This is a genomic window from Lysinibacillus boronitolerans JCM 21713 = 10a = NBRC 103108, from assembly GCF_000772935.1.
Taxonomy (GTDB): Bacteria; Bacillota; Bacilli; order Bacillales_A; family Planococcaceae; genus Lysinibacillus; species Lysinibacillus boronitolerans.
Genome location: NZ_JPVR01000076.1, coordinates 127,620 through 151,567, shown reverse-complemented (window position 1 = coordinate 151,567; position 23,948 = coordinate 127,620). Strand labels below are relative to the sequence as shown.

Here is a 23,948-nt window from a genome sequence, read left to right as displayed (position 1 = left end):
TCATCATGAATGAGGAAACATTACAATTATTTAAAACATTAACAGAATTACCAGGCGCTCCGGGTAATGAACACGCAGTACGCGCGTTCATGCGTTCTGAGTTAGAAAAGTACTCGGATGAAATCGTTCAAGATAATTTAGGGGGTATTTTTGGTGTTAAGCACAGTGATGTTGTGGATGCACCGAAAATATTAGTTGCTGGTCACATGGATGAGGTAGCATTTATGGTTACTTCTATCACAGATAATGGAATGATCCGTTTTCAAACATTGGGCGGCTGGTGGAATCAGGTTATGCTTGCACAGCGAGTAGAAGTATATACGAAAAATGGGGCAATTCCTGGTGTTGTTTCATCCATCCCACCACATTTATTAACAGATGCAGAACGAGCGAAGCCAATGGATATAAAAAATATGCTTATCGATGTTGGTGCTGATAATAAAGAAGATGCTATGTCTATGGGTGTTCGTCCTGGACAATCCATCATACCAATTTGTCCATTCACACCAATGGCAAATCCGAAGAAAATTATGGCTAAAGCTTGGGATAACCGCTATGGCTGTGGCCTAGCGATTGAATTAATGAAAGAAGTGCAGCACGAAAAATTAGCTTCACATTTATACTCAGGTGCAAATGTGATGGAGGAAGTTGGCTTACGCGGTGCACAAGTATCAGCAAACATGATTAAACCAGATTTATTCTTTGCACTAGATGCTTCTCCTGCCAATGATATGTCAGGTGAAAAAAGTCAATTTGGACAGCTCGGCAAAGGCACTTTACTTCGTATTTTAGATCGTACAATGGTTACACATCGTGGTATGCGTGAATTTATTTTAGATACGGCCGAATCAAATCATATCCCTTATCAATACTTTGTCTCCCAAGGTGGAACAGACGCTGGTCGAGTGCATACGGCAAACGATGGCGTTCCAAGTGCAGTTATTGGTGTATGCTCACGTTATATTCATACATCAGCGTCAATTATTCACATTGATGATTATGCTGCTGCAAAAGCATTAATTGTAGAATTAGTGAAAAAAGCAGATCGTTCGACATTAGAGACAATTCACGCTAATGTATAAGAAGCAAGGAAGATGCCTTTTAGAGGCATCTTTTTCTATGGAAAGAAAGTGGGGATTAGATGAAGATAGCAATTGGCACAACTAATAAAGCCAAAACAGAAGCAGTTGAAGTAATTGCTCGAAAATACTTTGAGGATTCTCTCTTTACTCATGTCAAAGCTGCTTCAGAAGTATCAGATCAACCGATCAGTAATGAAGAAACTAGATTAGGAGCAATGAATCGTGCTAAAAACGCATTGATTTTAACGGATGCAGAATTATCATTTGGCTTAGAAGGTGGCGTAACTGAAATTGATGATGAAATGTATGTTTGTAACTGGGGTGCATTAACAGTGTCAGACGGAACAACATTTACAGCTGCTGGCGCACAAATTATACTGCCCAAAGAAATTGCCCAGGAAATAAGAACTGGTGGAGAACTTGGACCGATTATGGAGCAATATACAAAGCGTCGAGATATTCGTCAGGGTGCAGGTGCTGTAGGTATTTTTACGCAAGGTTTAGTAAGTAGACAGATGATGTTTGAGCATATTGTCTCGCTTTTAGTTGGTCAATATTTGTTCACATTTTCACAAAAATAGTTAAATGGAATTAGTGGTAAGAGGATAGTTAGGTTGCATCTTATGAATAATTTTTTTAAAATAGAAAAAAGTTAGTAGTGAAAGGAAGAGAGATATGCTATTTTCATGGCTAAGAGCAATTGGCCTAATGCTTTTACTTCTTGTCCTTTCTGGCTGCAATCAATCTATTGATGATCAAATTGCTAATGGGCTGCAATTAACGGAGAAGGTTTTTGCTGAAGAGCCAGAAGAACATACAGTAGAAATTGGGGATATCAAATTATACTTACCTTCAAACTTTAAAGTTGAAGACAGTTCAGATGCTTATAATATTGTAATTTCAAAAGGAAAAGAAAGCTACATTCTTTTTATCAATGATCGTGAAGCACAAGACAGTAAACTTTATTATAGTCTTTTAAAAGAAAATGAGGCGGACAAAATTATCGAAGAGTCGACTTTTGATAAGGATGGTCGTTTTGGTTTCACAGCGGTTCTAAAAACGGACCAAGAAAATGAAATGGAGCTCATTGTTAGTAGCGGTGGTGTGAAGATGTCAACCATTTCAAAGGCTAAACAAATTGAAAATAATTTGCGTGAGATGACGAAAATCGTTCATTCGGTTAAGATGAAGTAAATAGAAGGATTGAACAGAACGGTTCACAAACATGTGAGCCGTTTCATTTTGAAGTTAGGATGTGAAAAAGATGAAGCAAATGAAGTCTGAACAACTAGTCGAGCTATTAAAAAAGCAATTAACTGAAGAGAAATATGAATTTCATTTTGATAAAAAGTACGATAAATTACGCTTGAATCATAAGACGATTGGAAAAGGGATGGAGCTTTCTTTACCTGGGATCTTAGCAAAATATAATGAGAAGCAAGAGTCGGCGATTGAAGAAGTTTTATATACAATTGAGCAAACCTTTAATGCGATGGTACAAGAAAAGGAACAGGGTTTCCAAACGACTACACATATTTATCCCGTAATTCGTGCCACTTCTTATCCACAGGCATCGAAAGAAGGGCATGCCTTTATTACAACTGAGCATACAGCTGAAACGCGCGTCTTTTATGCGCTCGATTTAGGTAAAACCTATCGCTTTATTGATGAATCCATGCTAGAAGCCTTACAATTAACTGTAGAACAAATTCGAGAAATGGCACGCTTTTCGGTGAAACAACTACCAACCGCCTATAAAAAAGATGAGGTAGCAGGTAATATTTTTTATTTTGTCAATGTGAATGATGGCTATGATGCTAGCCGGATTTTAAATGAGAGCTTCTTAAAAGAAATGCAGGCACAAGTGGAGGGCGATATGACACTATCTGTGCCGCATCAAGATGTATTAATTATAGGTGATATTCGTAATGAAACAGGGTATGATGTATTAGCACAGATGACCATGCATTTCTTTGCAGTCGGGACTGTACCGATTACGTCATTATCTTTTATTTATGAAGATGGGGAACTAGAACCGATCTTTATCTTAGCAAAAAACAGAGTGAAAAAGGAGCAAGAATAACAATGAATGTATTTTACAACAAAGATCATGTAGGAGATGTCTTACTAGTTCAACTAGCAACAGAGGCTATTGTGAAAACGGAAGTAGAACGTGCTGGTGATATTGCTATTTTAAAGGAAGCTCAAACGGGAGAAATTAAAGCCTTTAATTTATTTAATGCGAGCAGTTACATCCAAACAGATGCAAAAGGCTTAGTAGAAGTGACACCAGAATTAGTAGCACAGCTAGCAGTGGCAATCGAAAAAAATGGAGCAAATATTAATCTTGATGTTGATTTTTCACCAAAATTTGTGGTTGGATATGTAGAAACAAAGGACAAGCATCCTAATGCTGACAAATTGAGCATCTGTTCAGTGAATGTTGGAGATGAGATATTACAAATTGTGTGTGGTGCCCCTAATGTTGAAGCTGGTCAGAAGGTAGTTGTAGCGAAAATTGGTGCCGTAATGCCTTCAGGTATGCTTATTAAAGAAGGAAATTTACGCGGTGTTGAGTCTTACGGCATGCTTTGTTCAGCACGTGAATTAGCGATTCCTAATGCTCCATCTGAAAAAGGAATTTTAGTATTACCTGAGGATGCTATTGTAGGTAGTGCTTTTGAAGCACCAACTAAATAAAAATCCCTCTATTTAAAAAAGAAATTATTAAAATTTAAATGTTTTATCATGATATTATTCCTTGTGTCAAGGTGAAATGCCCTAAATCGTTATGTTACTAATATGCTAGTAGCATAACGATTTTTTTGTTTAGAATGAGCCTCTAAATGCAAGTTTCAAGACCGTTTTTATGGTATGCTTTTTGGTGTAGACATTGAGCTATTGAATAATTTAAAACTAGACAATGCTATAAATGAAGTGTAAGAGAAATGAGTGAAACGAAGTGAACTGGTTTAAAAAACAAATTAGTAAATTTATTAATAAAGATGATGAAGACTATGAGTATGAAGAATATTATGAGGACTATGGAGAAGTTCAGTCGGAGCAATTACATACACAAAAAGAACCAACAATCGCTAAGCAAAAGACTTTCCGTTTCCCTTTGATTGACGATGATGAAGGTGAGACATCCTACACGTCCTCAAAAGACATGTTTGATCAAATGGAAGATGATGATTATGGACAAATTCGGGATTTATCGTTACCAAAGCATTTAAATCATCATATTGTCGATTCTAGTGTTTATGATGTAGAGGTTTCAGGAATTCGGGATTTACTAGCAAATCGCTCTAAACGTACAGGTCGAAAAACAATGATGAAAAGTCAGCCTTTAGAACAAGAATTTCGTTCAAGAGCAAGCTTAGTGTTTCGAGATGCACAAAATGAAACAGCTAATTTAAAGCCTATGACTGCACCTACACCAAAAGAAAAGAGTCAGCGAAAAGAACAAAAAGTTGAAAATATTGTACCAGAGAATCGCAAACGATTTGTTCCAACAGATGTACCTTCACCTGTCTATGGTTTTGCAAAGCCAAGTCCAATCAAAGAATTATTAGATAAAAGAAAAGAAGAAAATGAGAAGCAAGAAACCGATGTACAGGCAGTTGAAAAGGTAACTGTTGCAAAGCCTTTAAAAGAAGCGACAACAAATGAGGTCAATGAAAATATACTAGAAGAAAAAGAGCCGGCTAGCACAAACCAAACGGTTGTAACAGAGCACCATGCAATCATTCAACCGAAAGAGCTATCGACAGTAAATGAACCAATTATTTTTGAGGAAGAAGTGTTAGTTGAAGAGAACGATGATAAGGAAAATTTATTGTCAAATGTAGCTGTACCTCAAACGACTTCTTTTGCTATGGAGTTTGACGAGCAAGTGAAGGAAGCTGTTGGGCAAGATCAAACAGTTCAACAGCTTTCAGCAGATCAGTCTGAAATCCATGTTAAAGAAATGATTGTGGAACAAGTTCAAATTGAAAATTCTACGATCCATATTGGAGAAGTTACTGTCGTTCAACCGTCAATGGATGACCAATCTCCTGATACTGCATCGAGAGAAGAAAAAAGTCGAATTCCATTTAATGTACTAATGTTAAAAACAGATAAAGAAAAATGGAGAATCCAACAGCAATTGAAGATGGCTCAGCAGCCTCTACGTGTAGAGAGCGAGCCAGAAACAGAGAAAAACAAACTAGTGGATGTGACGGTAGAAAAATCTTCGTCCTTAGACAGCATGACAACAAATGAAATATACGTCTCACAACCAGAAGATGATCATGATTTTCATATGACAGAGAATGTTCAATCGAAAATAGATTTACCAGTGCAACTTGATGATGTAGAAAATGTTACTTCAAAAAGCAGTACTCAAGAGCCTGTAGCTGTGATTACAATGGCCCCTGTTACATCACTGCAAGGTATCTCAACAAATGAACGAATAGAAATCGAAAAAGCAGCTGCTGCTGAAATTTCTGCAACTATTGAGCCAGAGCTTGAGTTAGAACAAGAGCTTGAGTTAGAGCCAGAGCTTGAGTTAGAACCAGAACTTGAACTAGCTTCAGAACTGGAACAAGTATCAGAACCAGCACCAGAACTAGCTATCGAACCTGAAGTAGTTTCAGATATTGTAGAGTATGTTCCAGTAGAATCTGTTGAGAATCACGTAGAAACAGAAGTAGTGGAAGCTGAGATACCAGCAAAGCCCGTACACGTCTATCAAAAGCCTACGGATGAATACCTAGAGCCACCAGAGGAAAAAACACAGGATACGGATTGGATGGAGCAACAGGGCGACACATTAGTCGAAGCACTATCTTATTTCCAAGTTTCTGCGCAAATTGAATCGATTATGCAAGGCCCTGCTGTTACTCAATTTGAAATAACGGTGAGCCATGGTACAAAGGTTAGTAAAATTCGAAACTTAGCAGATGATCTAAAACTTGCCTTAGCAGCAAAGGATATTCGTATTCAAGCACCCATCCCTGGGAAAAGCTCGATCGGTATTGAGATTCCAAATCGAGTATCACGAGCTGTGCGCTTATCTGAGGTAACAAATAGTGCCTCCTTCGTTGAGTCAGATTCACCATTAGAAGCAGCATTAGGACTTGATTTGACTGGAAAGCCTGTTACGTTAGATTTACGTAAAATGCCACATGGTTTAATCGCTGGTGCAACAGGTTCAGGTAAATCCGTTTGTATTAATTCTATTTTGGTTAGTTTATTATATAAAGCTGCACCACACGAGCTAAAACTCATGCTGATCGACCCTAAAATGGTAGAGCTGGCGCCATTTAACCATATTCCGCATTTAGTTAGTCCTGTCATTACAGATGTAAAGGCGGCAACGGCTGCACTGAAATGGGCAGTAGAGGAAATGGAGCGTCGCTATCAGCTCTTTGCTCATGCAGGTGCACGTGATATTACACGTTATAACGCCATAGCGGATAAAAATAAAGAACATAGCCTAAAGTTGCCTTATATTTTAATTGTCATTGATGAGTTAGCTGATTTAATGATGATGTCTCCAGCAGATGTAGAGGAGGCCATTTGCCGTATTGCTCAAAAGGCACGTGCATGTGGTATTCATTTAATTGTTGCAACGCAAAGACCTTCTGTGGATGTTATTACAGGGTTAATCAAATCAAATATCCCTACACGTATTGCCTTTGCTGTTTCCTCTCAAATTGATTCTCGTACCATTTTAGATGGGCAGGGAGCAGAAAGGTTACTTGGTCGAGGGGATATGCTATATTTAGGTAACGGTATGTCAGCGCCAGTGCGTTTGCAGGGAACTTTTGTTACAGATGATGAAATTGAATCGATTATTGAGCATGTTCGTGAACAGGGTGAACCTGATTATATTTTCGATCAAGAGGAATTATTAAAGAAAACAGAGGTGTCTGCAGAACAGGACGATTTATTTGAAGATGTTTGCCGATTTGTCTATGAGCAAGGGGGGGCTTCTACCTCATTGATTCAACGAAAGTATCATATTGGCTATAATCGTGCTGCTCGTTTAATTGACATGTTAGAATCACATGGTTTTGTTTCAGAAGCAAGAGGAAGTAAGCCACGTGAAAGTTACATTACAGAAGAAGATTTAATTACTATGTTTGAATAAGAATTGCATTGTTTTCGTCTAGATTATCTAATTTACGTCGAATTTAGTTTTTTTAGAAAAGTTACACATCTATCCTTGTGCATAAAAAGTGCTATAATAGACAAGATGTGTTGAATAGTACGTATTTTTTAACACTTGTGAAGGTATTAATACCTAACCATTCGTGAAATAATACGATACACCTAATAGATGATAGATGGGATATTGAAATTCCCGGGGGGTTTAATTAATGACAGTTTTTCATTTCACAGGCATTAAAGGTTCTGGCATGAGTTCGCTTGCACAAATCTTATTTGATGCTGGTGAACAAGTACAAGGCTCAGATGTCGATAAATATTTCTTCACGGAGCAACCGTTACGTGAACGTAATATTCCAATTTTTACATTTAATGCAGATAATATTAAAGAAGGTATGACAGTGATCGCAGGTAATGCATTTCCTGATGATCATCCTGAATTAGTACGTGCTCGAGAAATCGGTGTAGAAGTCATTCGTTACCATAAATTTTTAGGTGAATATATTGGCAACTATACATCCATTGCCATCACAGGTGCACATGGTAAAACATCTACGACTGGTTTAATGGCACATGTGGTAGGTGGCTATAAACCAACATCTTATTTAATTGGTGATGGTACTGGTGCAGGTCATGAAAATGCTGATTTCTTTGTGATGGAGGCGTGTGAATACCGCCGTCACTTTTTAGCATATAATCCTGATTATGCTGTGATGACGAACATCGATTTTGATCATCCAGACTACTTTGCTAATATAGAGGACGTATATTCTGCATTTCAATCATTAGCATTACAAGTGAAAAAAGCAATTATAGCATGTGGTGATGATGAACAGCTTCAGCGTATTCAAGCAAAAGTACCAGTTGTGTATTATGGATTTGGTGCTGAAAATGACTTTGAAGCACGTAATGTTGAAAAAACAACTGAGGGTACAACATTTGATGTTTTTGTACGTAATGAATTTTATAGTACTTTCTTTATCCCATTATTTGGAGATCATGCTGTTTTAAATACATTGGCGGTTATTACGCTATGTGAATATGAAGGCATTTCTCCAGATATTATTCAGGAGCGTTTACACACATATAAAGGTGTAAAAAGACGTTTTACTGAGACCGATATAGGGGATAATGTTTTAATAGATGACTATGCACACCATCCAACGGAAATTCGCGCGACGATTCAATCAGCACGCCAAAAATTCCCTGACCGTGAGCTAGTTGCGATTTTCCAACCACATACATTTACACGTACACAAGCTTTTTTACAAGATTTTGCGGATAGTTTGAGCCTTGCAGATACAGCCTATTTATGTGATATATTTGGCTCTGCGAGAGAAACGCAAGGCGCGCTTTCTATCCATGATTTAGCGTCACTTATTGAAGGCAGTGCAGTGATTACCACTGAAGGAATTGATATATTAACAAAACATAATGGCGCTGTATTCTTATTTATGGGCGCTGGTGATGTTCACAAGTTCCAAGATGCTTTTGAAAACGTGCTTAAAAACAATGAAACAGCTTAGTCCGTAGGGGTTAAGCTGTTTTTTCTCAAATTTAAGCAGGAATTCCGTTTTTTTTGTCGAAGATAGGGAAAGTAATAGTAAAGACAATTTACTAGCAGGAGGTCAACTTATGGAAGTGATTTTGTATATTGCAGCCATTATTGCTGCAATCGGTTTTTTAATTTTATGTGTGAGCGTGGGCATGACATTATTCTCGCTTAAGTCCATCCTAAACAGCTTAGCTGGAACATTATCTGGGATTGAAGGCCAAATGGAAGGCATTACACGCGAAACAACGTCCTTATTATCAAAAACAAATAGCTTAGCAGAGGATATTCAACATAAATCTGAACAATTAAATTCAGTGGTTCAAGCTGTTAAAGGTATTGGTGACTCCGTTAATGGTTTAAATAATTCTGTTCAGCAGATTACTACTTCTGTTTCTAAAAGCGTAGAACAAAACGAAGAAAAAATTGCACAAGTTGTACAATGGAGTAATGTTGCGATGGGTATTGCGGATAAATGGAAAAAACGCAAAATCATCGAGCAGGAATCGGTATCACCAGATGCCTATGCATTTGAAACTGTGCAAGTAGAAGAAACACCAAAAAGAAAATGGGGTCGTAAAAAATGATAATTATTCAGTGAGTATTCCATGCTGGCTGAATAAAAATAAAGTCTTAGACATATAAGTTGAAGATGCATCTGTGAAAGTAGATGGACAACCAGTCTAGACAAATTTGATAATTAGATGGGGAGGAATTGTTGCATGACAACTCAAAAGCCAAATTTTAACGAAGTAAAGGAACAGCAGCTTGAAAGTTCTTTGCCTCAGCTTTATCATCCGCAAGACTCTATTTATGAAGAGGAGCGTGTAAACATGAAGGATTTTGTGATTGGCGCATTAGTTGGTGGAATCGTAGGGGCCGCGGCAGGTCTACTGTTAGCTCCAAAATCAGGAAAAGATTTACGCAGTGATGTGGCAGTACAAGCTGTTCAGCTAAAAGATAAGAGCGCAGACTTCTCGACAACTGCAAAAGATAAAACAGTTCAACTTTCTAAACAAATTCAAGAGCAATCTACACAATTAGTAGAGAAAGTAAAAACACTAAAAACGGCAAAAGCACCAACTGTTTTTGATGATGGTACGGTTTCCTTTGAAGGGGAAGAACCATTAGAGGATTACATGCCAAGTGAGGAACCAAAAGCTGAAGAAAAGACAGAAAAAGCAGATCAAAAAGAAGAAACAAATGAAGAAGTTCGTGCATAATGCATAATATAAAGGGATACGTTACAAGATAAAGTTGTAACGTATCCCTTTTTTAAATGATAGGTGTAGCTTCTAATATTATTTCTAATTGATCTCCACCAAATATTTCTGTATCAAAGCTCGCTGGCTGACCATTTCTTAAAATCGTAAAATTCCCCTTAAAGGCACTTGGTAGCTGCCAATTAGAGAAGCGGAAAACATCTTGATAGATCCAACGACTGCGATCCTTTTCTTTAAATACTAAAGTCGCTCCATTGTGTACAGTGGACTGTGGTGACACAACCATTTTATTAACAATCGCTTCATTTGCAGTCTTCTTTAATTCTAAAACTTCCTGTTGGAAATGAATAATGATTTTATCCTCTAGCAAAAGATTCATGTGGTCCGCGATATGTTGTACGGTTGGTAGAGATGGTTGGTGGAAGCTTATCACATCCCCATTTTTTACAGCATAGCTCAATTTGGCTACCTTTCCATTAATCATTAGCTGTGGAGAAAATTCTGGTAAATATAAAGGTTGTCCATCAACTTGAATCGTATAGGATTCAAATTGCTTTAATAAATGCCAATTATTAGTGATTTTAAATACATCCTCAATGGTTTCGGCTATATCAAAAACGACGGTATCACGATCATTTAAAACTGTATCGAGTGATGCAGAAGAGCTATTGACTGTAATTTTTGGCTCAATCACATATTTGGTGTTTTGGATTGTCACTGTCTTTATTGCTGCATCATCGATAAGATCTCTTACTGTAGCCGTCGCCTGCTGCCCATCTTGGCCTTCTATTAACTGAATGGCATCTCCATTTTTAATCAGGCTTTTTGTTGATGCCTGTTGTCCATTTACCAATATTTCAGCAGGCTGGCCATGCCCACCTGGTATAAAAATGTCCTGTCCGTTAACACTGATCGATAGCCCATGCCCTGGTTTTCCATATAATTGCTTTGCGCGAATATTTGCAGCTAGAAAGGCATCAGCCACAGTCATTTCTTTTAGTTCAAAAAGGCGAACCACTTGATTATTGACTGTTAAACTCATATATTGAATCGGCATCTTTTTAGCAGCAATGGCAATGCCAATAGGCGTGACTAATTCAGGTGAGGCTTTAATGTGTTCTTCTTTTGTTAAGTTTTGAATAGCATCAATACCTCGAACAGCAATACGATTAGCTGGTAAATCTAGAACTTGACCTAGTTCTATAGTTAGGTTGGGTGTTAAGCTACCTCCACCAACCAGCATAACGGCTTTGGGTGCTACTCGGTTATTGAGTCGTAAAATTTCTTCTCCGATAGACTTCGCCAACTGTTTTACTGCAGGTTCAATTGCTAAAAAAACTTCTTCCTTAGGATAGAACTGATCAAAGCCTAGAATATCTTGAATCAATATCTCTTCAGAGGTTTGTAGTTGACGTTTAGCCTCTTCGGCTACAGGGAAGTCTAGCAAATAGTAGTCGCTTAAAGCTTCTGTTATTTCATCGCCAGCTGTTGGTACCATGCCGTAAGCCACAACTGTACTTTTATCCGTAATGGCAATATCCGATGTTCCTGCTCCTATATCAACAAGTGCCACATTTAAGCGACGCATCGTTGGAGGAATCAACACATTAATGGCAGCGATTGGTTCTAACGTCAATGCTTCCATCTCTAAATCAGCTCGTTTAAGAGCGGCAATCAGTGATTCCACCACTACCCGAGGCAGAAACGTTGCAATCACTTCGATTTGGGCTTCATCACCTTGTTGATCCAACAGGCTTCCAATTTCCTCGCCATCCAAGCGATAATACAGGACTGAATAGCCTACACAATAATAATGGCTAATTTTTGCATCCTCTTTCTGTTGCAAAAGTTGCTGCTGTGCTTGTTGAACAGCCTGAAGTTCCAAGCGACTAATATCTTCTTCAGTAAAAATAGGTCGATTACGTATATTGATGGTCACACTCGCTTGTTCAGTTTTCAAAGATCGACCTGCTGCAGCAACACTTACCTTTGTGAGCGGCCCGTGTTTCTCTTCAAGTTCACGTTTTATTTCATTAATTAAATCTGCCACATACATGACATTATGTATTTGTCCATCTACCATGGCACGTTCTTTATGCTCTTTTACTAAAATATCTTCCACATGAAAATGGTCATTTTCTTCTTGGAGAATAATCCCGACCACTGAGCGTGTGCCAATATCAAGTGCGAATAATTTAGAACTCAATGTAATCGCTTCCTTTCGCGTCATACTTGAAAATAATTTAGCGAGTTGAAGCGCTAAATTAAAAATGCGTGACATTCTGAACAACATTGATTATAATAATGCTATTATCTAAAAATGTAACATACATTTCAGAGTTCTGAAAGTGTCTGTCATGAGGAGAGGAGCAAGAAAGCATGAGCCAAAAAGATTTAGAAAGCTTACGTAGTCAAATAGACGGTTTAAACTTAGAAATTCTTCGTCTAATTAATGAACGTGCAGCTGTAGTTGATGAAATCGGTAAAATTAAAGAAAAACAAGGTGTGAATCGCTATGATCCACTGCGTGAAAGACACATGCTTGATCTTATTAAAGAACACAATCAAGGTCCATTAAACCAAATGACGGTTGATTATATATTTAAGCAAATCTTTAAAACAGCTTTAAAACAACTTGAAGCTGATAAAAAGAAAGAGTTGCTAGTATCTCGTAAAAAGAAATCAGAAGATACAATTATTAATATCAATGGTGAATTAATTGGACAAGGAAAGCCATCTTTCGTATTCGGTCCTTGTGCGGTTGAATCGTATGAGCAAGTAGCAGCAGTTGCCGCTTCTATTAAAGCAAAAGGTGAAAAGCTAATTCGGGGTGGTGCTTATAAGCCTCGTACTTCTCCTTATGACTTCCAAGGTCTTGGATTAGAAGGTCTGAAAATCTTAAAACGTGTGTCAGAGGAATATGGTTTAGCTGTTATTACAGAAATCGTGACACCAGGTCATTTAGAGGAAGCATTGGATTATATTGATGTCATCCAAATCGGTGCACGTAATATGCAAAACTTTGAATTATTAAAAGCAGCAGGTGCAACAAATAAACCTGTTCTATTAAAACGAGGTTTAGCTGCAACAATTGATGAGTTCATTCATGCAGCAGAGTACATTATGTCTAAAGGAAATGAAAACATTATCCTTTGTGAACGTGGTATCCGTACTTATGAAAAAGCAACTCGTAATACATTAGATATTTCAGCCGTACCAGTTTTAAAACAAGAAACGCATTTGCCAGTATTCGTAGATGTTACACATTCAACAGGACGTCGTGATTTATTATTACCATGTGCCAAAGCAGCTATTGCAATCGGTGCTGATGGCGTCATGGCAGAAGTGCATCCAGATCCATCTGTTGCATTGTCTGACTCACAACAACAAATGGACATCCCAACATTTGACGCATTCTATGAAACACTACAAAAATTCATGAAAAATCATGAAATTCATGCTTAATTGTTAACAGCGAACACCGCTTGCTTACTTCGGCAGGCGGTGTTTGTTATATCGTGACAAAATAATGTCTAGAATAGGACTATTAGTACTTGGTTTTTACGTAGTTCTTCTTGAAAATAATATGAAAATTATCGTATGATAAGGCTATAATAGGAAAAAAGGGAGGCACGTACGATGACTGTTACAATTTATGATGTTGCAAGAGAAGCAAATGTTTCTATGGCAACGGTCTCTCGTGTAGTCAATGGTAATCAAAACGTAAAACCAGCAACACGAAAAAAAGTATTAGAAGTAATTGAACGATTAGAATACCGACCAAACGCAGTAGCGCGAGGTTTAGCAAGTAAGAAAACAACAACAGTTGGCGTGATTATCCCAGATATTGCAAACAATGTTTATGCGGAGCTGGCTCGTGGTGTAGAGGATATTGCCACAATGTATCGTTATAATATTATTTTAGCCAACTCAGATCAACATGAAGATAAAGAGTTACAGCTACTGGATACCATGCTTGGAAAACAGGTTGATGGTATTGTGATGATGAGTGATGAGGTTACAGAAAAAATGCAGCAAACGATGGATCATTCGCCAGTACCAATTGTGCTTGCAGGCTCTGTGGATGAATCTCAAACAATTGCAACTGTGAATATCGATTATTTCCAGGCCGCTTATGAAGCTATTTCATTACTGATTCAAAATGGCCATACACGGATTGGTTTCGTAACTGGCCCACTTTCGTATACAATTAACGGAAAATTCAAGCTAGCAGCCTATAAGAAAGCATTGCAGGATGCTGGTTTACCAATAGACGAGGCATTAATTGCCGCAGAAGAGTCCAGCTATGATATGGGCTTAGAGGCTTGGGAGATTTTATCTGCTCTTGAACAGCCACCAACTGCTTATTTTGCAGGAAGTGATGAATTGGCCATCGGTTTAATTCATGGCGCTCAAGATGCGGGCAAAAATGTTCCAGAGGATATTGAAGTTATCAGCTTTGAGAACTCTAAGTTAGCACGAATGGTTCGCCCACAGCTAACAAGTGTCGCTCTACCGCTTTACGATATTGGGGCTGTTGCAATGCGCCTGCTGACAAAATTAATGAGTAAGGAACCTGTCGAGGATGAGGCGGTCATTTTACCACACCGTATTGAACATCGACAATCTGTCAAAAGTAAATAATGATACCTAACACGTAAATCGCTTATGAAGGATTTGCGTGTTTTTATTTGCTGGATGGAACGTCAAAAATAGAGGATAGTGTTTCAAAAGTGAGGGATAGAACAAAAGAATAGATGGATATACGACCAAAAGCAGTGGAAAGCTCTTTCATCCAATAAAAAAGCCCCACGAATATCGTGAGGCCAAGAAATTAATCTCGTCTTTCATTCCGAATAATATGTAGCGATTTGGCTAACATTTGAGCATTCTTTTCTTCTATTTCTGCTTTACGAGGAATCGGCTCATATAAAGGAATCGGGTCCTCCCAAGTTGGAATAAAAGGAACAGGAGCTTCTGGTTGCCAGCGATCAAGCCATGCTTGAGGGAGTGGCCCCATTGGTAACGCTTGGTCTGTCATTTCCAACCATAACATGGACCAAGCACGAGGCACCACTCGCCAAATATCGTAGCCACCACCTCCAACTGCAATCCATCGACCTTCACAATACTCATGTGCTAATTGATGAGCAAGCTTAGGAATTTCACGATAAATATTCATTGTTCCATGTAAATGTGTTAATGGATCAAAATAGTGGGCATCTGCTCCATTTTGCGTTAATACAACATCTGGCTTGAAAAATTCAAAAATCTCTCGCATTGACTGTTCATAGATCTCTAGGAAACTTTCATCCTCAGTAAATGCATCCATTGGAAAATTAAAGGAGGTTCCATAGCCTTGACCATTGCCACGCTCGGTAATATTTCCGGTTCCAGGGAATAGATAACGACCAGTTTCATGAATGGACAGTGTACAAACAGTAGGATCCTCATAAAAGCTCCATTGGACACCATCCCCATGATGAGCATCTGTATCTACATAAAGTACACGAGCGTTGTACTTTTCCTGCAAGTAACGAATAGCCACTGTGCTATCATTGTAAATACAAAAACCTGATGCACGACCACGGAAACCATGATGGAGTCCTCCACCAAGGTTAAGGGCATGTTCGGCTTTTCCCTCCATTACATAATCAACAGCCGTTAAAGTTCCACCAACTAGCTGTGCACTTGCTTCATGCATATTTTCAAAAATGGGAGTATCTTCAGTGCCAATTCCATAGCTTTGACATTGAGCTTCTGATAATTCACCATGCCCTGCTTTTTTTACGATATCTATATATTTTGAATCATGTGCAAGCAATAGCTCTTCTTCCGTTGCAACACGTGCCGGTACAATATCTACATCATCGAGAGCATTAATATTTTTTAGTAGATCCATAGTTAGCGTCAAGCGTTTATGATTGAAAGGATGTGTATCTGAAAATTTATATCCGAGTTGTTCTGGCGAGTATACGAATACGGCCTTTTTCATTATAGCGAAACACCCGGTAAATTTGGCCATAGGACATCAAAGCCCTCTTTGCGTAGATCTTCAATCATTGCTAAAGGATTTAGTGTTTTTACTCGGACGCTTAAAATTTTGTTTTGTGTATTTTCAGAGTCAGGATAAACTAAGACGCTTTGAACATTGGCATGATGTTGATGAAATATTTTTGTGATTTCAAATAAAACTCCCGGTGTATCGGATACCCGAATCTCGATTTTTGACCCAGGCTCTGTAGCACCAGTCAGCTCTATATATGTATAGAGTAAATCGGTTGTCGTAACAATGCCTACCAATTTTCCTCCAGAGACGATAGGTAAACAGCCTATTTTCGATTCGTAAAACGTAAGTGCTACCTCTTCAACAAAATCTAGTGGATGACCTATCAGGGGGTCTTTCACCATGATATCCTCTACTTTTGCATTAAAAATAGGAGAGTTTGTTTCATCCTGCAAAGATGAGGGCAAGACCTCTTTAATATCTCGTTCAGTAATTACACCTAAAACGTGGCGTTCTTCATCTACAACTGGTAAATGACGAACTTTCTTTTCACGCATTAACTTTAGTGCCTCCTGCACTGTATTGGTAGGAGCTAATGTATAAGGCTCATCATTCATAATTTCTTCTACAATCATATATGCATCCCCTTTGTATTAGTTTTAATACATGAAACGATTTCTAAAACGAAGTCTATCAAATCTTTCCATTGTCTCAGGAGGCACCCGTTTTCCTTCGCGTGCCATCAGGCAATTGGCTGGATGTGATGTAATTTCAGGATCATCTGTTGCAAAATATTCGAAACCAGCGGAGCTCATCATTTTCTCCATCATTTTGCGGTAATCCCAAACATTTAAACCTGTGCCTTTTAAATCCCAATGCCAATAATACTCGGTAGTAATCACAAGATAATCTTCCATTTCATCCCCCATAAATGAAACGGCTAGTAGTGCCTTACCAGCACCGGTACCACGGTAGTCTGGAATGACTTCAATGGCACCTAATTCAATCATGTCATCGATACGATCTTCTGCCCATCGTTCAAGTGGATCAGGGTAGAGATAGGTAACATAGCCTACAATAATATCTTCGTTTCGAATAATAATAATTCGGCCTTCGGGTAGTCCTGCAATTTCTATAATGGCCTGCTGTTGCTGTTTTGGAGGTCTGAAGGCAACCAAGCCTTCATGGAATGAATATGTAGCTAATTTTTCTGGAGGCACAGGTCCTTCCACATACACAGTACCATGCTTTGTTTCCTTTGTGACAGAAAAAAAAGTTTTTTTATGTTCCATAATTACACCACCTGAGTTTAATAATTCCATTATAGCTGATTTCTTGCGTAAAAACGCTTATTTTTGCAAAATATACCTGTATTTTTGGAAAAATAAAAATATTGAGACAATCTATCCAAATTCGTGTAAAATAAGATTATATTGCTTCTGTTATTTAACAGCTAAAAGTAGTGCTATAAGGGATTCGAACATTAATACTACGGCTAACTGTTATATAACAAATGCTACATATCAATTTTGCTTTTGAAGAATTCTCTGAATTTCAACAGGGGGGATTGTTGAAATTTAGTCAAAAACAAAAGCAAAGAAAGGGGTATTTTCATGGGGATGAAAATGAAAGAGAAGTTAATGGCTTTACCTGGTCAACATCATTTAACAAATTATGAAGAAGTGGCAAAATCTCATAATTGGGCAGATACGGAAAAGGCATTTAGTTGGAGCGAAACAGGTTTAGTGAATATGGCATATGAGGCTATTGATCGCCATACAGAAACACATCGCAAAAATAAGGTGGCACTGTATTTTAATGATGGTAAACGGAAAGAGGCATATTCATTTAATGAAATGAAAAGGTTAACAAACAAAGCAGCGAACGTTTTTAAAACCACTACTAATCTGCAGAAAGGTGATCGTTTATTTATTTTTATGCCTCGTTCACCTGAGCTTTACTTTTCATTATTAGGTGCGTTGAAAATGGGGGTAATTGTTGGACCATTGTTTGAAGCTTTTATGGAAGGCGCGGTGTATGATCGACTTGCAGATAGTGAGGCGAAAGTATTAGTCACGACACCAGCATTACTGGAACGTGTACCTTTAGCAAAATTGCCTAAACTGGAGCATATCTTTTTAGTAGGGGAGGATGTTGAGGAAACAGCTCAAATCCTTGACTTTAGTAAACATTTAAAAGAAGCTTCAGCTCATTTTGAAATAGAGTGGGTAGACAGAGAAGATGGGATGATTCTTCACTATACCTCTGGTTCAACAGGTGCTCCAAAGGGCGTATTGCATGTCCATAATGCAATGATTCAGCAATATCAATCGACACAATGGGTACTTGATTTGCGTGAAGATGATATTTATTGGTGTACTGCTGATCCTGGATGGGTTACAGGAACAGCCTATGGCATCTTTGGTCCGTGGTTAAACGGTGTAACAATGTTAATCGTCGGAGGAAGATTTTCACCACAAGCATGGTATCAGGCTATTGAAGATTATAGTGTGACAGTTTGGTATAGTGCACCAACAGCGTTCCGTATGCTGATGGGGGCAGGGAGTGGCTTGCTTGAAAGCTATGATCTAACATCTTTACGCCATGTGCTATCTGTTGGTGAGCCTTTGAATCCAGAAGTTATTCGCTGGGGAGTAGAGGAATTAGGGCATCGTATACATGATACATGGTGGATGACAGAGACAGGAGCCCATATGATTTGTAATTATCCATCAATGGATATTAAGCCAGGTTCAATGGGGAAACCTCTTCCTGGTATTCATGCGACGATTGTAGATGATGCAGGTAATGAGGTGCCACCTTTTACAATGGGGAATCTAGCTATTCGTCGTGGCTGGCCTGCCATGATGCGCCAAATTTGGGGCAATCCAGAGCGCTATGAATCTTATTTCCTCAAAGGAGAATGGTATGTATCTGGAGATTCAGCCTATATGGATGATGAAGGTTACTTCTGGTTCCAAGGGCGTGTGGATGATGTTATCATGACGGCTGGAGAACGCGTAGGACCATTCGAAGTGGAAAGTAAACTACTTGAGCACCCAGATGTCATTGAAGCAGGTGTTATTGGGAAACCAGATCCAGTGCGTGGGGAAATCATTAAAGCGTTTGTATCCTTACGTGAGGGGGTTGAACCCTCTGATGCATTAATTGAAGATATACGTGATTTTGTGAAAAAAGGTTTATCTGCACATGCAGCACCACGTGAAATTGAATTTAAAGATAAATTGCCAAAAACACGTAGTGGTAAAATTATGCGTCGCGTATTGAAAGCTTGGGAATTAAATTTACCAACTGGTGATTTATCAACCATGGAAGATTAAGTAACTATCTAAGACAACAATTGATATTTATACAACATGTGCATAAAAAGAAGGCAGGGATTCATTCGATGAACGAAAGGATTCTTGCCTTCTTTTTTCTGAAATTACAATGATATAGAAGTGGTGTAAGGTCGAATAATATCTATTTAAAAAAATAGTTAATTTAATAAAAATTCAGTTGACTTAATAAATATGCAGACGTATACTATTTTTAACTTATTTCAGAGGTGAGTGCAGTGAAAGTAGGTATTGTTGGAGCAACTGGATATGGTGGACTAGAGCTTATTCGTTTTTTACATAATCATCCAGCTGTAGAGCAGATTGATTTATTTACTTCTTCAGAAGAGGGTGTTCAATTTTCCTCCAAATTTGGTCATCTTGTTAAGATAGCTGATACACCGTTACAAAAGATAGCGTATGACACTTTAGCAAAATTTGATGTTGTTTTTACAAGTACACCATCTGGGGTGACAAGTGAGCTATTACCGCCTTTGGTTGGGAAAGGACCAAAGTTAATCGATTTATCTGGTGATTTTCGGTTAAAAGATCTCGCAAGCTATGAAACCTGGTATGGCAAAAAGGCTGCACCGTACCATAGTGTTCAACAAAGTGTGTATGGTTTAACAGAATGGAATACAGAGCTTATACGTCAAGCAACACTCGTTGCCAACCCGGGTTGCTACCCAACCGCGGTTTTATTATCCTTACTGCCACTTGTAAAAGAGCGTTTAATTGATCCTAGTTTTCTAGTTATTGATGCAAAGAGTGGCATTTCAGGAGCTGGCAATAAGCCCTCACAAACTACCCATTTTAGTGAGACAAATGAGAATTTCTCGATCTATAAAGTAAATACACATCAACATATTCCCGAAATTGAACAGGCACTTTCCATGTTTGCTCAAGCAGATACAGCAATTACTTTTAATACGCATCTGGTTCCAATGACCAGGGGAATTTTGGCGACATCCTATGCACCGGTAATGCAGGGAATTACAGAGGCGCAATTGATCTCTTGCTTACAGGCAACCTATGAAAATCATCCATTTGTTCGAATCGTTACGGATGCATCTAGTTTAGGGACAAATCGTGTCAAGGGATCAAATTATTGTGACATTCTAGTAAAAGTAGATTCTCGTACAAATCGCGCCACAATTGTTAGCGTAATTGATAATCTTGTCAAAGGAGCAGCAGGGCAAGCTATCCAAAATATGAATGTGCAATTTGACTTACCACAAACGACAGGGCTAGATGTCGTACCGTTCTTTATTTAACAGCATGCAGGAAACTGTATGCTTCTCTTATTTATTAATCTAAGGAGGAATTTCGGATGACAGTTACCACTTCAACGAATGTAATGAAAAAACTATCAAGTAAAAATATTGTTTCACCAAAAGGCTTTAAGGCAGCAGGATTACACTGTGGTTTAAAGCATAAGAAAAAGGATTTAGCTATTTTAGTAAGTGAAGTCCCAGCAAGTGTTGCAGGTGTTTTTACAACAAATGCTGTGCAAGCAGCGCCATTAAAAGTCACGAAGGAAGTTGTTTATGCAACTAAGAAAATGCAAGCGATGATCGTCAATTCAGGCAATGCGAATGCTTGTACAGGTAAACAAGGTGTAAAAGACGCCCAAACAATGCAAGCGCTAGCTGCTGAAAAATTAGGGATTGCGCCAGATTTGGTGGGTGTTTGCTCGACAGGTGTTATTGGAGAAATGATGAAATTAGAGCCAGTAGCAAACGGTATTCTACAGTTAGAGCCAAAGGACAATTTAGAAAGTGCTATTGACTTTGCGCAGGCTATTTTGACAACAGATACTGTCATGAAAAACACAAGCTATAGTACAACTGTGGATGGCAAGGAAGTTATTATTGCAGGTGTAGCAAAAGGCTCAGGTATGATTGAACCTAATATGGCAACAATGCTAGGCTTTATTACAACAGATGCCAACATTGAATCTGATGTATTGCAGGCAGCTTTATCGACGATTACTAATTTAACATTTAACGCTATTACAGTTGATGGGGATACATCTACTAATGACACAGTGGTAGTATTAGCTAATGGCTTGGCAGGGAATGATTCTTTAACACCAGAGCATCCAGATTGGCAAAATTTCTATTACACTTTACAAACAGTAGCGGAAGATTTAGCAAAAATGATTGCCAAAGATGGTGAAGGGGCAACGAAGCTTATCGAAGTGGAGGTTGTTGGTGCAATTTCAGACGAGGAGGCACGTAAAATTGCAAAAACAGTCGTTGGTTCACCACTTGTAAAGACTGCTGTTTTCGGCTGTGATGCTAACTGGGGGCGTATTATTGCAGCAGTAGGGTATAGTGGCGCAACAGTGGATCCAGATAAAATTACCATCCAAATCGGTGGTGCTACGATGGTAGAAAACGGTGAGCCAATTCCTTTTTCTGAGGATGAGTTAATTCAAATTTTAAAAATGCATGAGGTAAAAATCTATGTGTCTCTTGGCGTGGGTGATGGTAAGGGGCATGCTTGGGGATGTGACTTAACATATGACTATGTCCAAATCAATGCATCATACCGCTCGTAAACGTATGGTCATTAAGCTTGGGGGCAGTACACTGGAAGGTTTAAATGAGGCTTTCTTTGATAATTTTAAAAGATTACAAGAGAGTGGAGTAGAGCTGATTATTACCCACGGGGGTGGACCAGCCATAAATCGAGAACTAGCTGCTCAAGGTATACAATCGCATACATTAAATGGAATACGTGTCACGAATGAGGCTGCTATTAAGGTTGTCCAGTCGACCCTAATAGGCCAAGTGAACACTGCATTAGTTCATGAGTTAACAACAGCCGGTATAGCAGCCATCGGATTAAATGGCTTTGATGGTCAGCTAATGGTCGTAGACTTTTTAGATCAAGAGACTTATGGCTATGTTGGAGCTATTAAAAATATCAATACTTCCTTATTGGAAGCTTTAATGGGTGTAGGGATTGTACCTGTTATTGCCTGCGTAGGTGCGACCGAAGCAGGTCAGGCTCTTAATATTAATGGCGATACGGTAGCAAGTGAAGTTGCTTTAGCGGTCGGAGCAGATAGCCTATTACTTGTTACGGATGTGAGTGGAATCCGTATTCAGGATGAATATCAAGCAATAGCTACACCTACTCTTATAGATCAATGGACAGAGCAGGGTCATATTTACGGTGGAATGATTCCGAAAGTACAAGGAGCGATCGACTGTTTAAGAGCAGGGATTCCTTCCGTACAAATCGTGGGCGCAACATTAATTGGTACAACGATTGTAGCTTCAAGTGAACTTCATTCTTTCTAGTGTTCTAATAGGATAGCTTGAGAAGTATAGTTGTTGAAAGAAACTATTTTAAATGATAGTGGAGATGATAACATGAGTGTTTTATTCGAGAACTACGGCAAGCGTCGTGCACAAATTGTCAAAGGTCAAGGGACAATTGTTGAGGATTCAACAGGGAAGCAATACTTGGATTTTACTAGTGGCATTGCTGTGGTGAGTCTTGGTCACGCCCATCCAGCTATTGTACAGGCACTTCAAGAGCAAAGTGAACAGCTATGGCATATTTCAAACCTTTTTGATATACCAGGTCAGGAAAAGGTGGCGGAAAAATTAATTGCTAATACACACTTTTCACATGCCTTCTTCTGTAATAGCGGGGCTGAGGCTAATGAAGCGGCCATTAAATTAGCTCGTAAGCATACAGGCAAACATCATATTATTACATTTGAAAAATCATTCCATGGTCGTACCTTTGGAGCTATGTCTGCAACAGGTCAAGGCAAAGTACATAATGGCTTTGGTCCACTCGTAGAAAAATTTTCGATTTTGCCATTTAATGATGCTGTTGCACTTGAAGCAACCGTTGATGATTCTGTGGCAGCTATAATGCTAGAGATGATTCAGGGAGAGGGGGGCGTCAATAGTGTATCAGCAGAATTTGCAGCAGCTATTGCAAAAGTCTGTAAGGAGCGAGGTATACTACTAATTGTTGATGAAGTGCAAACCGGTATTGGACGAACAGGAACACGTTATGCATTTGAACAAACTGTTTTAATGCCACATATCATAACATTGGCAAAAGGCTTAGGTGGCGGTTTCCCTGTTGGTGCAATGCTAGGAACTGCTGAACTTCATGCTACATTTAGTCCGGGAACACACGGTACAACTTTTGGTGGAAACCCTCTTGCGATGAATGTTGCACAAGCCGTTTTGAGTCATGTATTTGAGCCAGATTTTTTACAGCAGGTACGAGAAATATCTGCCTATTTTGTGGCACAACTAAAGGCTCATTTACCTTCTAGCTATACTGTTCAAGGAAAGGGTCTCTTGCTAGGGATTGGTTGTGGGGACACGGAAGTAGCGCCTTATATCGCGGCAGCAGAACAAAGTGGCCTTTTATTAGTGGGGGCAGGGCCAACTGTTATTCGTCTCTTGCCTCCATTAACGATCACAAAGGAAGAGATTGATAAAGCAGTAGCTATTTTAAAGAATATATTACCGTGATACACTTCAGTTTAGCAATGAAAGTGAAGCATCAGTGGCAAAAAGATTGAGACATAATGGATGAACAAAGAATCTG

20 protein-coding genes are annotated in these 23,948 nt (G+C 38.7%); 16 read left to right on the top strand and 4 right to left on the bottom strand.

Annotated features, from left to right (window positions below; all coding sequences use genetic code 11):
• Positions 1-5 precede the first annotated feature (5 nt).
• The 9 genes from CD31_RS14005 to CD31_RS13965 all read left to right on the top strand — a co-directional run bounded on the left by CD31_RS14005 (position 6) and on the right by CD31_RS13965 (position 10,013).
• Positions 6-1,082: a M42 family metallopeptidase gene (locus CD31_RS14005; RefSeq protein ID WP_036078412.1), complete on the top strand. Its 1,077-nt coding sequence runs from the start codon at positions 6-8 to the stop codon at positions 1,080-1,082.
• A 59-nt stretch (positions 1,083-1,141) separates the two neighbouring features.
• Complete coding sequence (locus CD31_RS14000; protein WP_016991777.1) at positions 1,142-1,663, top strand: DUF84 family protein; 522 nt, start codon at positions 1,142-1,144, stop codon at positions 1,661-1,663.
• Positions 1,664-1,757: 94 nt separating this feature from the next.
• A complete protein-coding gene (locus CD31_RS13995; protein ID WP_016991776.1) occupies positions 1,758-2,276 on the top strand; it encodes a hypothetical protein in 519 nt (172 codons plus the stop codon).
• A 70-nt stretch (positions 2,277-2,346) separates the two neighbouring features.
• Positions 2,347-3,165 (top strand): DUF1444 domain-containing protein, encoded by an 819-nt coding sequence (locus tag CD31_RS13990; protein ID WP_016991775.1) that lies wholly within the window; start codon positions 2,347-2,349, stop codon positions 3,163-3,165.
• Between the two features lie 2 nt (positions 3,166-3,167).
• Positions 3,168-3,782: a YtpR family tRNA-binding protein gene (gene ytpR / locus CD31_RS13985; RefSeq protein ID WP_036078411.1), complete on the top strand. Its 615-nt coding sequence runs from the start codon at positions 3,168-3,170 to the stop codon at positions 3,780-3,782.
• 262 nt (positions 3,783-4,044) lie between these two features.
• The gene (locus tag CD31_RS13980) at positions 4,045-7,221 is read left to right on the top strand and encodes a DNA translocase FtsK (protein WP_036078410.1); all 3,177 of its coding nucleotides are present in this window, start codon (positions 4,045-4,047) and stop codon (positions 7,219-7,221) included.
• A 229-nt stretch (positions 7,222-7,450) separates the two neighbouring features.
• The gene (gene murC / locus CD31_RS13975) at positions 7,451-8,764 is read left to right on the top strand and encodes a UDP-N-acetylmuramate--L-alanine ligase (protein WP_036078409.1); all 1,314 of its coding nucleotides are present in this window, start codon (positions 7,451-7,453) and stop codon (positions 8,762-8,764) included.
• Between the two features lie 109 nt (positions 8,765-8,873).
• Positions 8,874-9,377, top strand: a complete 504-nt coding sequence (locus tag CD31_RS13970) for a DUF948 domain-containing protein (RefSeq protein ID WP_016995594.1) — start codon at positions 8,874-8,876, stop codon at positions 9,375-9,377.
• Between the two features lie 135 nt (positions 9,378-9,512).
• Positions 9,513-10,013 (top strand): YtxH domain-containing protein, encoded by a 501-nt coding sequence (locus CD31_RS13965; protein WP_016995595.1) that lies wholly within the window; start codon positions 9,513-9,515, stop codon positions 10,011-10,013.
• 52 nt (positions 10,014-10,065) lie between these two features.
• Here CD31_RS13965 and pilM read toward each other — a convergent pair whose 3' ends face one another.
• A complete protein-coding gene (gene pilM, locus CD31_RS13960) occupies positions 10,066-12,219 on the bottom strand; it encodes a pilus assembly protein PilM (RefSeq protein ID WP_036078408.1) in 2,154 nt (717 codons plus the stop codon).
• A 173-nt stretch (positions 12,220-12,392) separates the two neighbouring features.
• Here pilM and CD31_RS13955 point away from each other — a divergent pair, with 173 nt between their 5' ends.
• Both CD31_RS13955 and ccpA read left to right on the top strand, forming a co-directional pair.
• A complete protein-coding gene (locus tag CD31_RS13955) occupies positions 12,393-13,478 on the top strand; it encodes a bifunctional 3-deoxy-7-phosphoheptulonate synthase/chorismate mutase (RefSeq protein ID WP_036078406.1) in 1,086 nt (361 codons plus the stop codon).
• A 174-nt stretch (positions 13,479-13,652) separates the two neighbouring features.
• Positions 13,653-14,657: a catabolite control protein A gene (gene ccpA / locus CD31_RS13950; protein ID WP_008176748.1), complete on the top strand. Its 1,005-nt coding sequence runs from the start codon at positions 13,653-13,655 to the stop codon at positions 14,655-14,657.
• A gap of 190 nt (positions 14,658-14,847) precedes the next feature.
• Here the strand turns inward: ccpA and CD31_RS13945 are convergent, their stop codons facing one another.
• The 3 genes from CD31_RS13945 to CD31_RS13935 are packed head-to-tail and all read right to left on the bottom strand — an operon-like array spanning position 14,848 to position 17,312.
• Entirely contained in the window at positions 14,848-16,008 is a 1,161-nt protein-coding gene (locus CD31_RS13945) for an acetoin utilization protein AcuC (RefSeq protein WP_036078403.1), read from the bottom strand.
• On the bottom strand, positions 16,008-16,655 hold the full coding sequence (locus tag CD31_RS13940) for an acetoin utilization AcuB family protein (protein WP_036078400.1): 648 nt from the start codon (positions 16,653-16,655) through the stop codon (positions 16,008-16,010). Before CD31_RS13940 ends, CD31_RS13945 begins: the two co-directional genes overlap by 1 nt.
• A 24-nt stretch (positions 16,656-16,679) precedes the next feature.
• The gene (locus tag CD31_RS13935) at positions 16,680-17,312 is read right to left on the bottom strand and encodes a GNAT family N-acetyltransferase (RefSeq protein WP_036078398.1); all 633 of its coding nucleotides are present in this window, start codon (positions 17,310-17,312) and stop codon (positions 16,680-16,682) included.
• 321 nt (positions 17,313-17,633) lie between these two features.
• On the opposite strand from CD31_RS13935, the gene acsA reads away from it, so the two are divergent.
• The 5 genes from acsA to CD31_RS13910 all read left to right on the top strand — a co-directional run bounded on the left by acsA (position 17,634) and on the right by CD31_RS13910 (position 23,872).
• Positions 17,634-19,361 carry an acetate--CoA ligase gene (gene acsA, locus CD31_RS13930; RefSeq protein ID WP_374116307.1) on the top strand — a complete coding sequence of 576 codons (1,728 nt, stop codon included), beginning with the start codon at positions 17,634-17,636 and terminating at the stop codon, positions 19,359-19,361.
• Positions 19,362-19,597: 236 nt separating this feature from the next.
• On the top strand, positions 19,598-20,632 hold the full coding sequence (argC, locus tag CD31_RS13925) for an N-acetyl-gamma-glutamyl-phosphate reductase (protein ID WP_036078396.1): 1,035 nt from the start codon (positions 19,598-19,600) through the stop codon (positions 20,630-20,632).
• 56 nt (positions 20,633-20,688) lie between these two features.
• A complete protein-coding gene (gene argJ / locus CD31_RS13920; protein WP_036078393.1) occupies positions 20,689-21,921 on the top strand; it encodes a bifunctional glutamate N-acetyltransferase/amino-acid acetyltransferase ArgJ in 1,233 nt (410 codons plus the stop codon).
• Entirely contained in the window at positions 21,884-22,669 is a 786-nt protein-coding gene (gene argB / locus CD31_RS13915; protein ID WP_036078391.1) for an acetylglutamate kinase, read from the top strand. The genes argJ and argB overlap by 38 nt, the downstream gene beginning before the upstream one ends.
• 72 nt (positions 22,670-22,741) lie before the next feature.
• Positions 22,742-23,872, top strand: coding sequence for an acetylornithine transaminase (locus tag CD31_RS13910; protein WP_036078517.1), 1,131 nt, complete (start codon positions 22,742-22,744; stop codon positions 23,870-23,872).
• Positions 23,873-23,948: the final 76 nt, after the last annotated feature.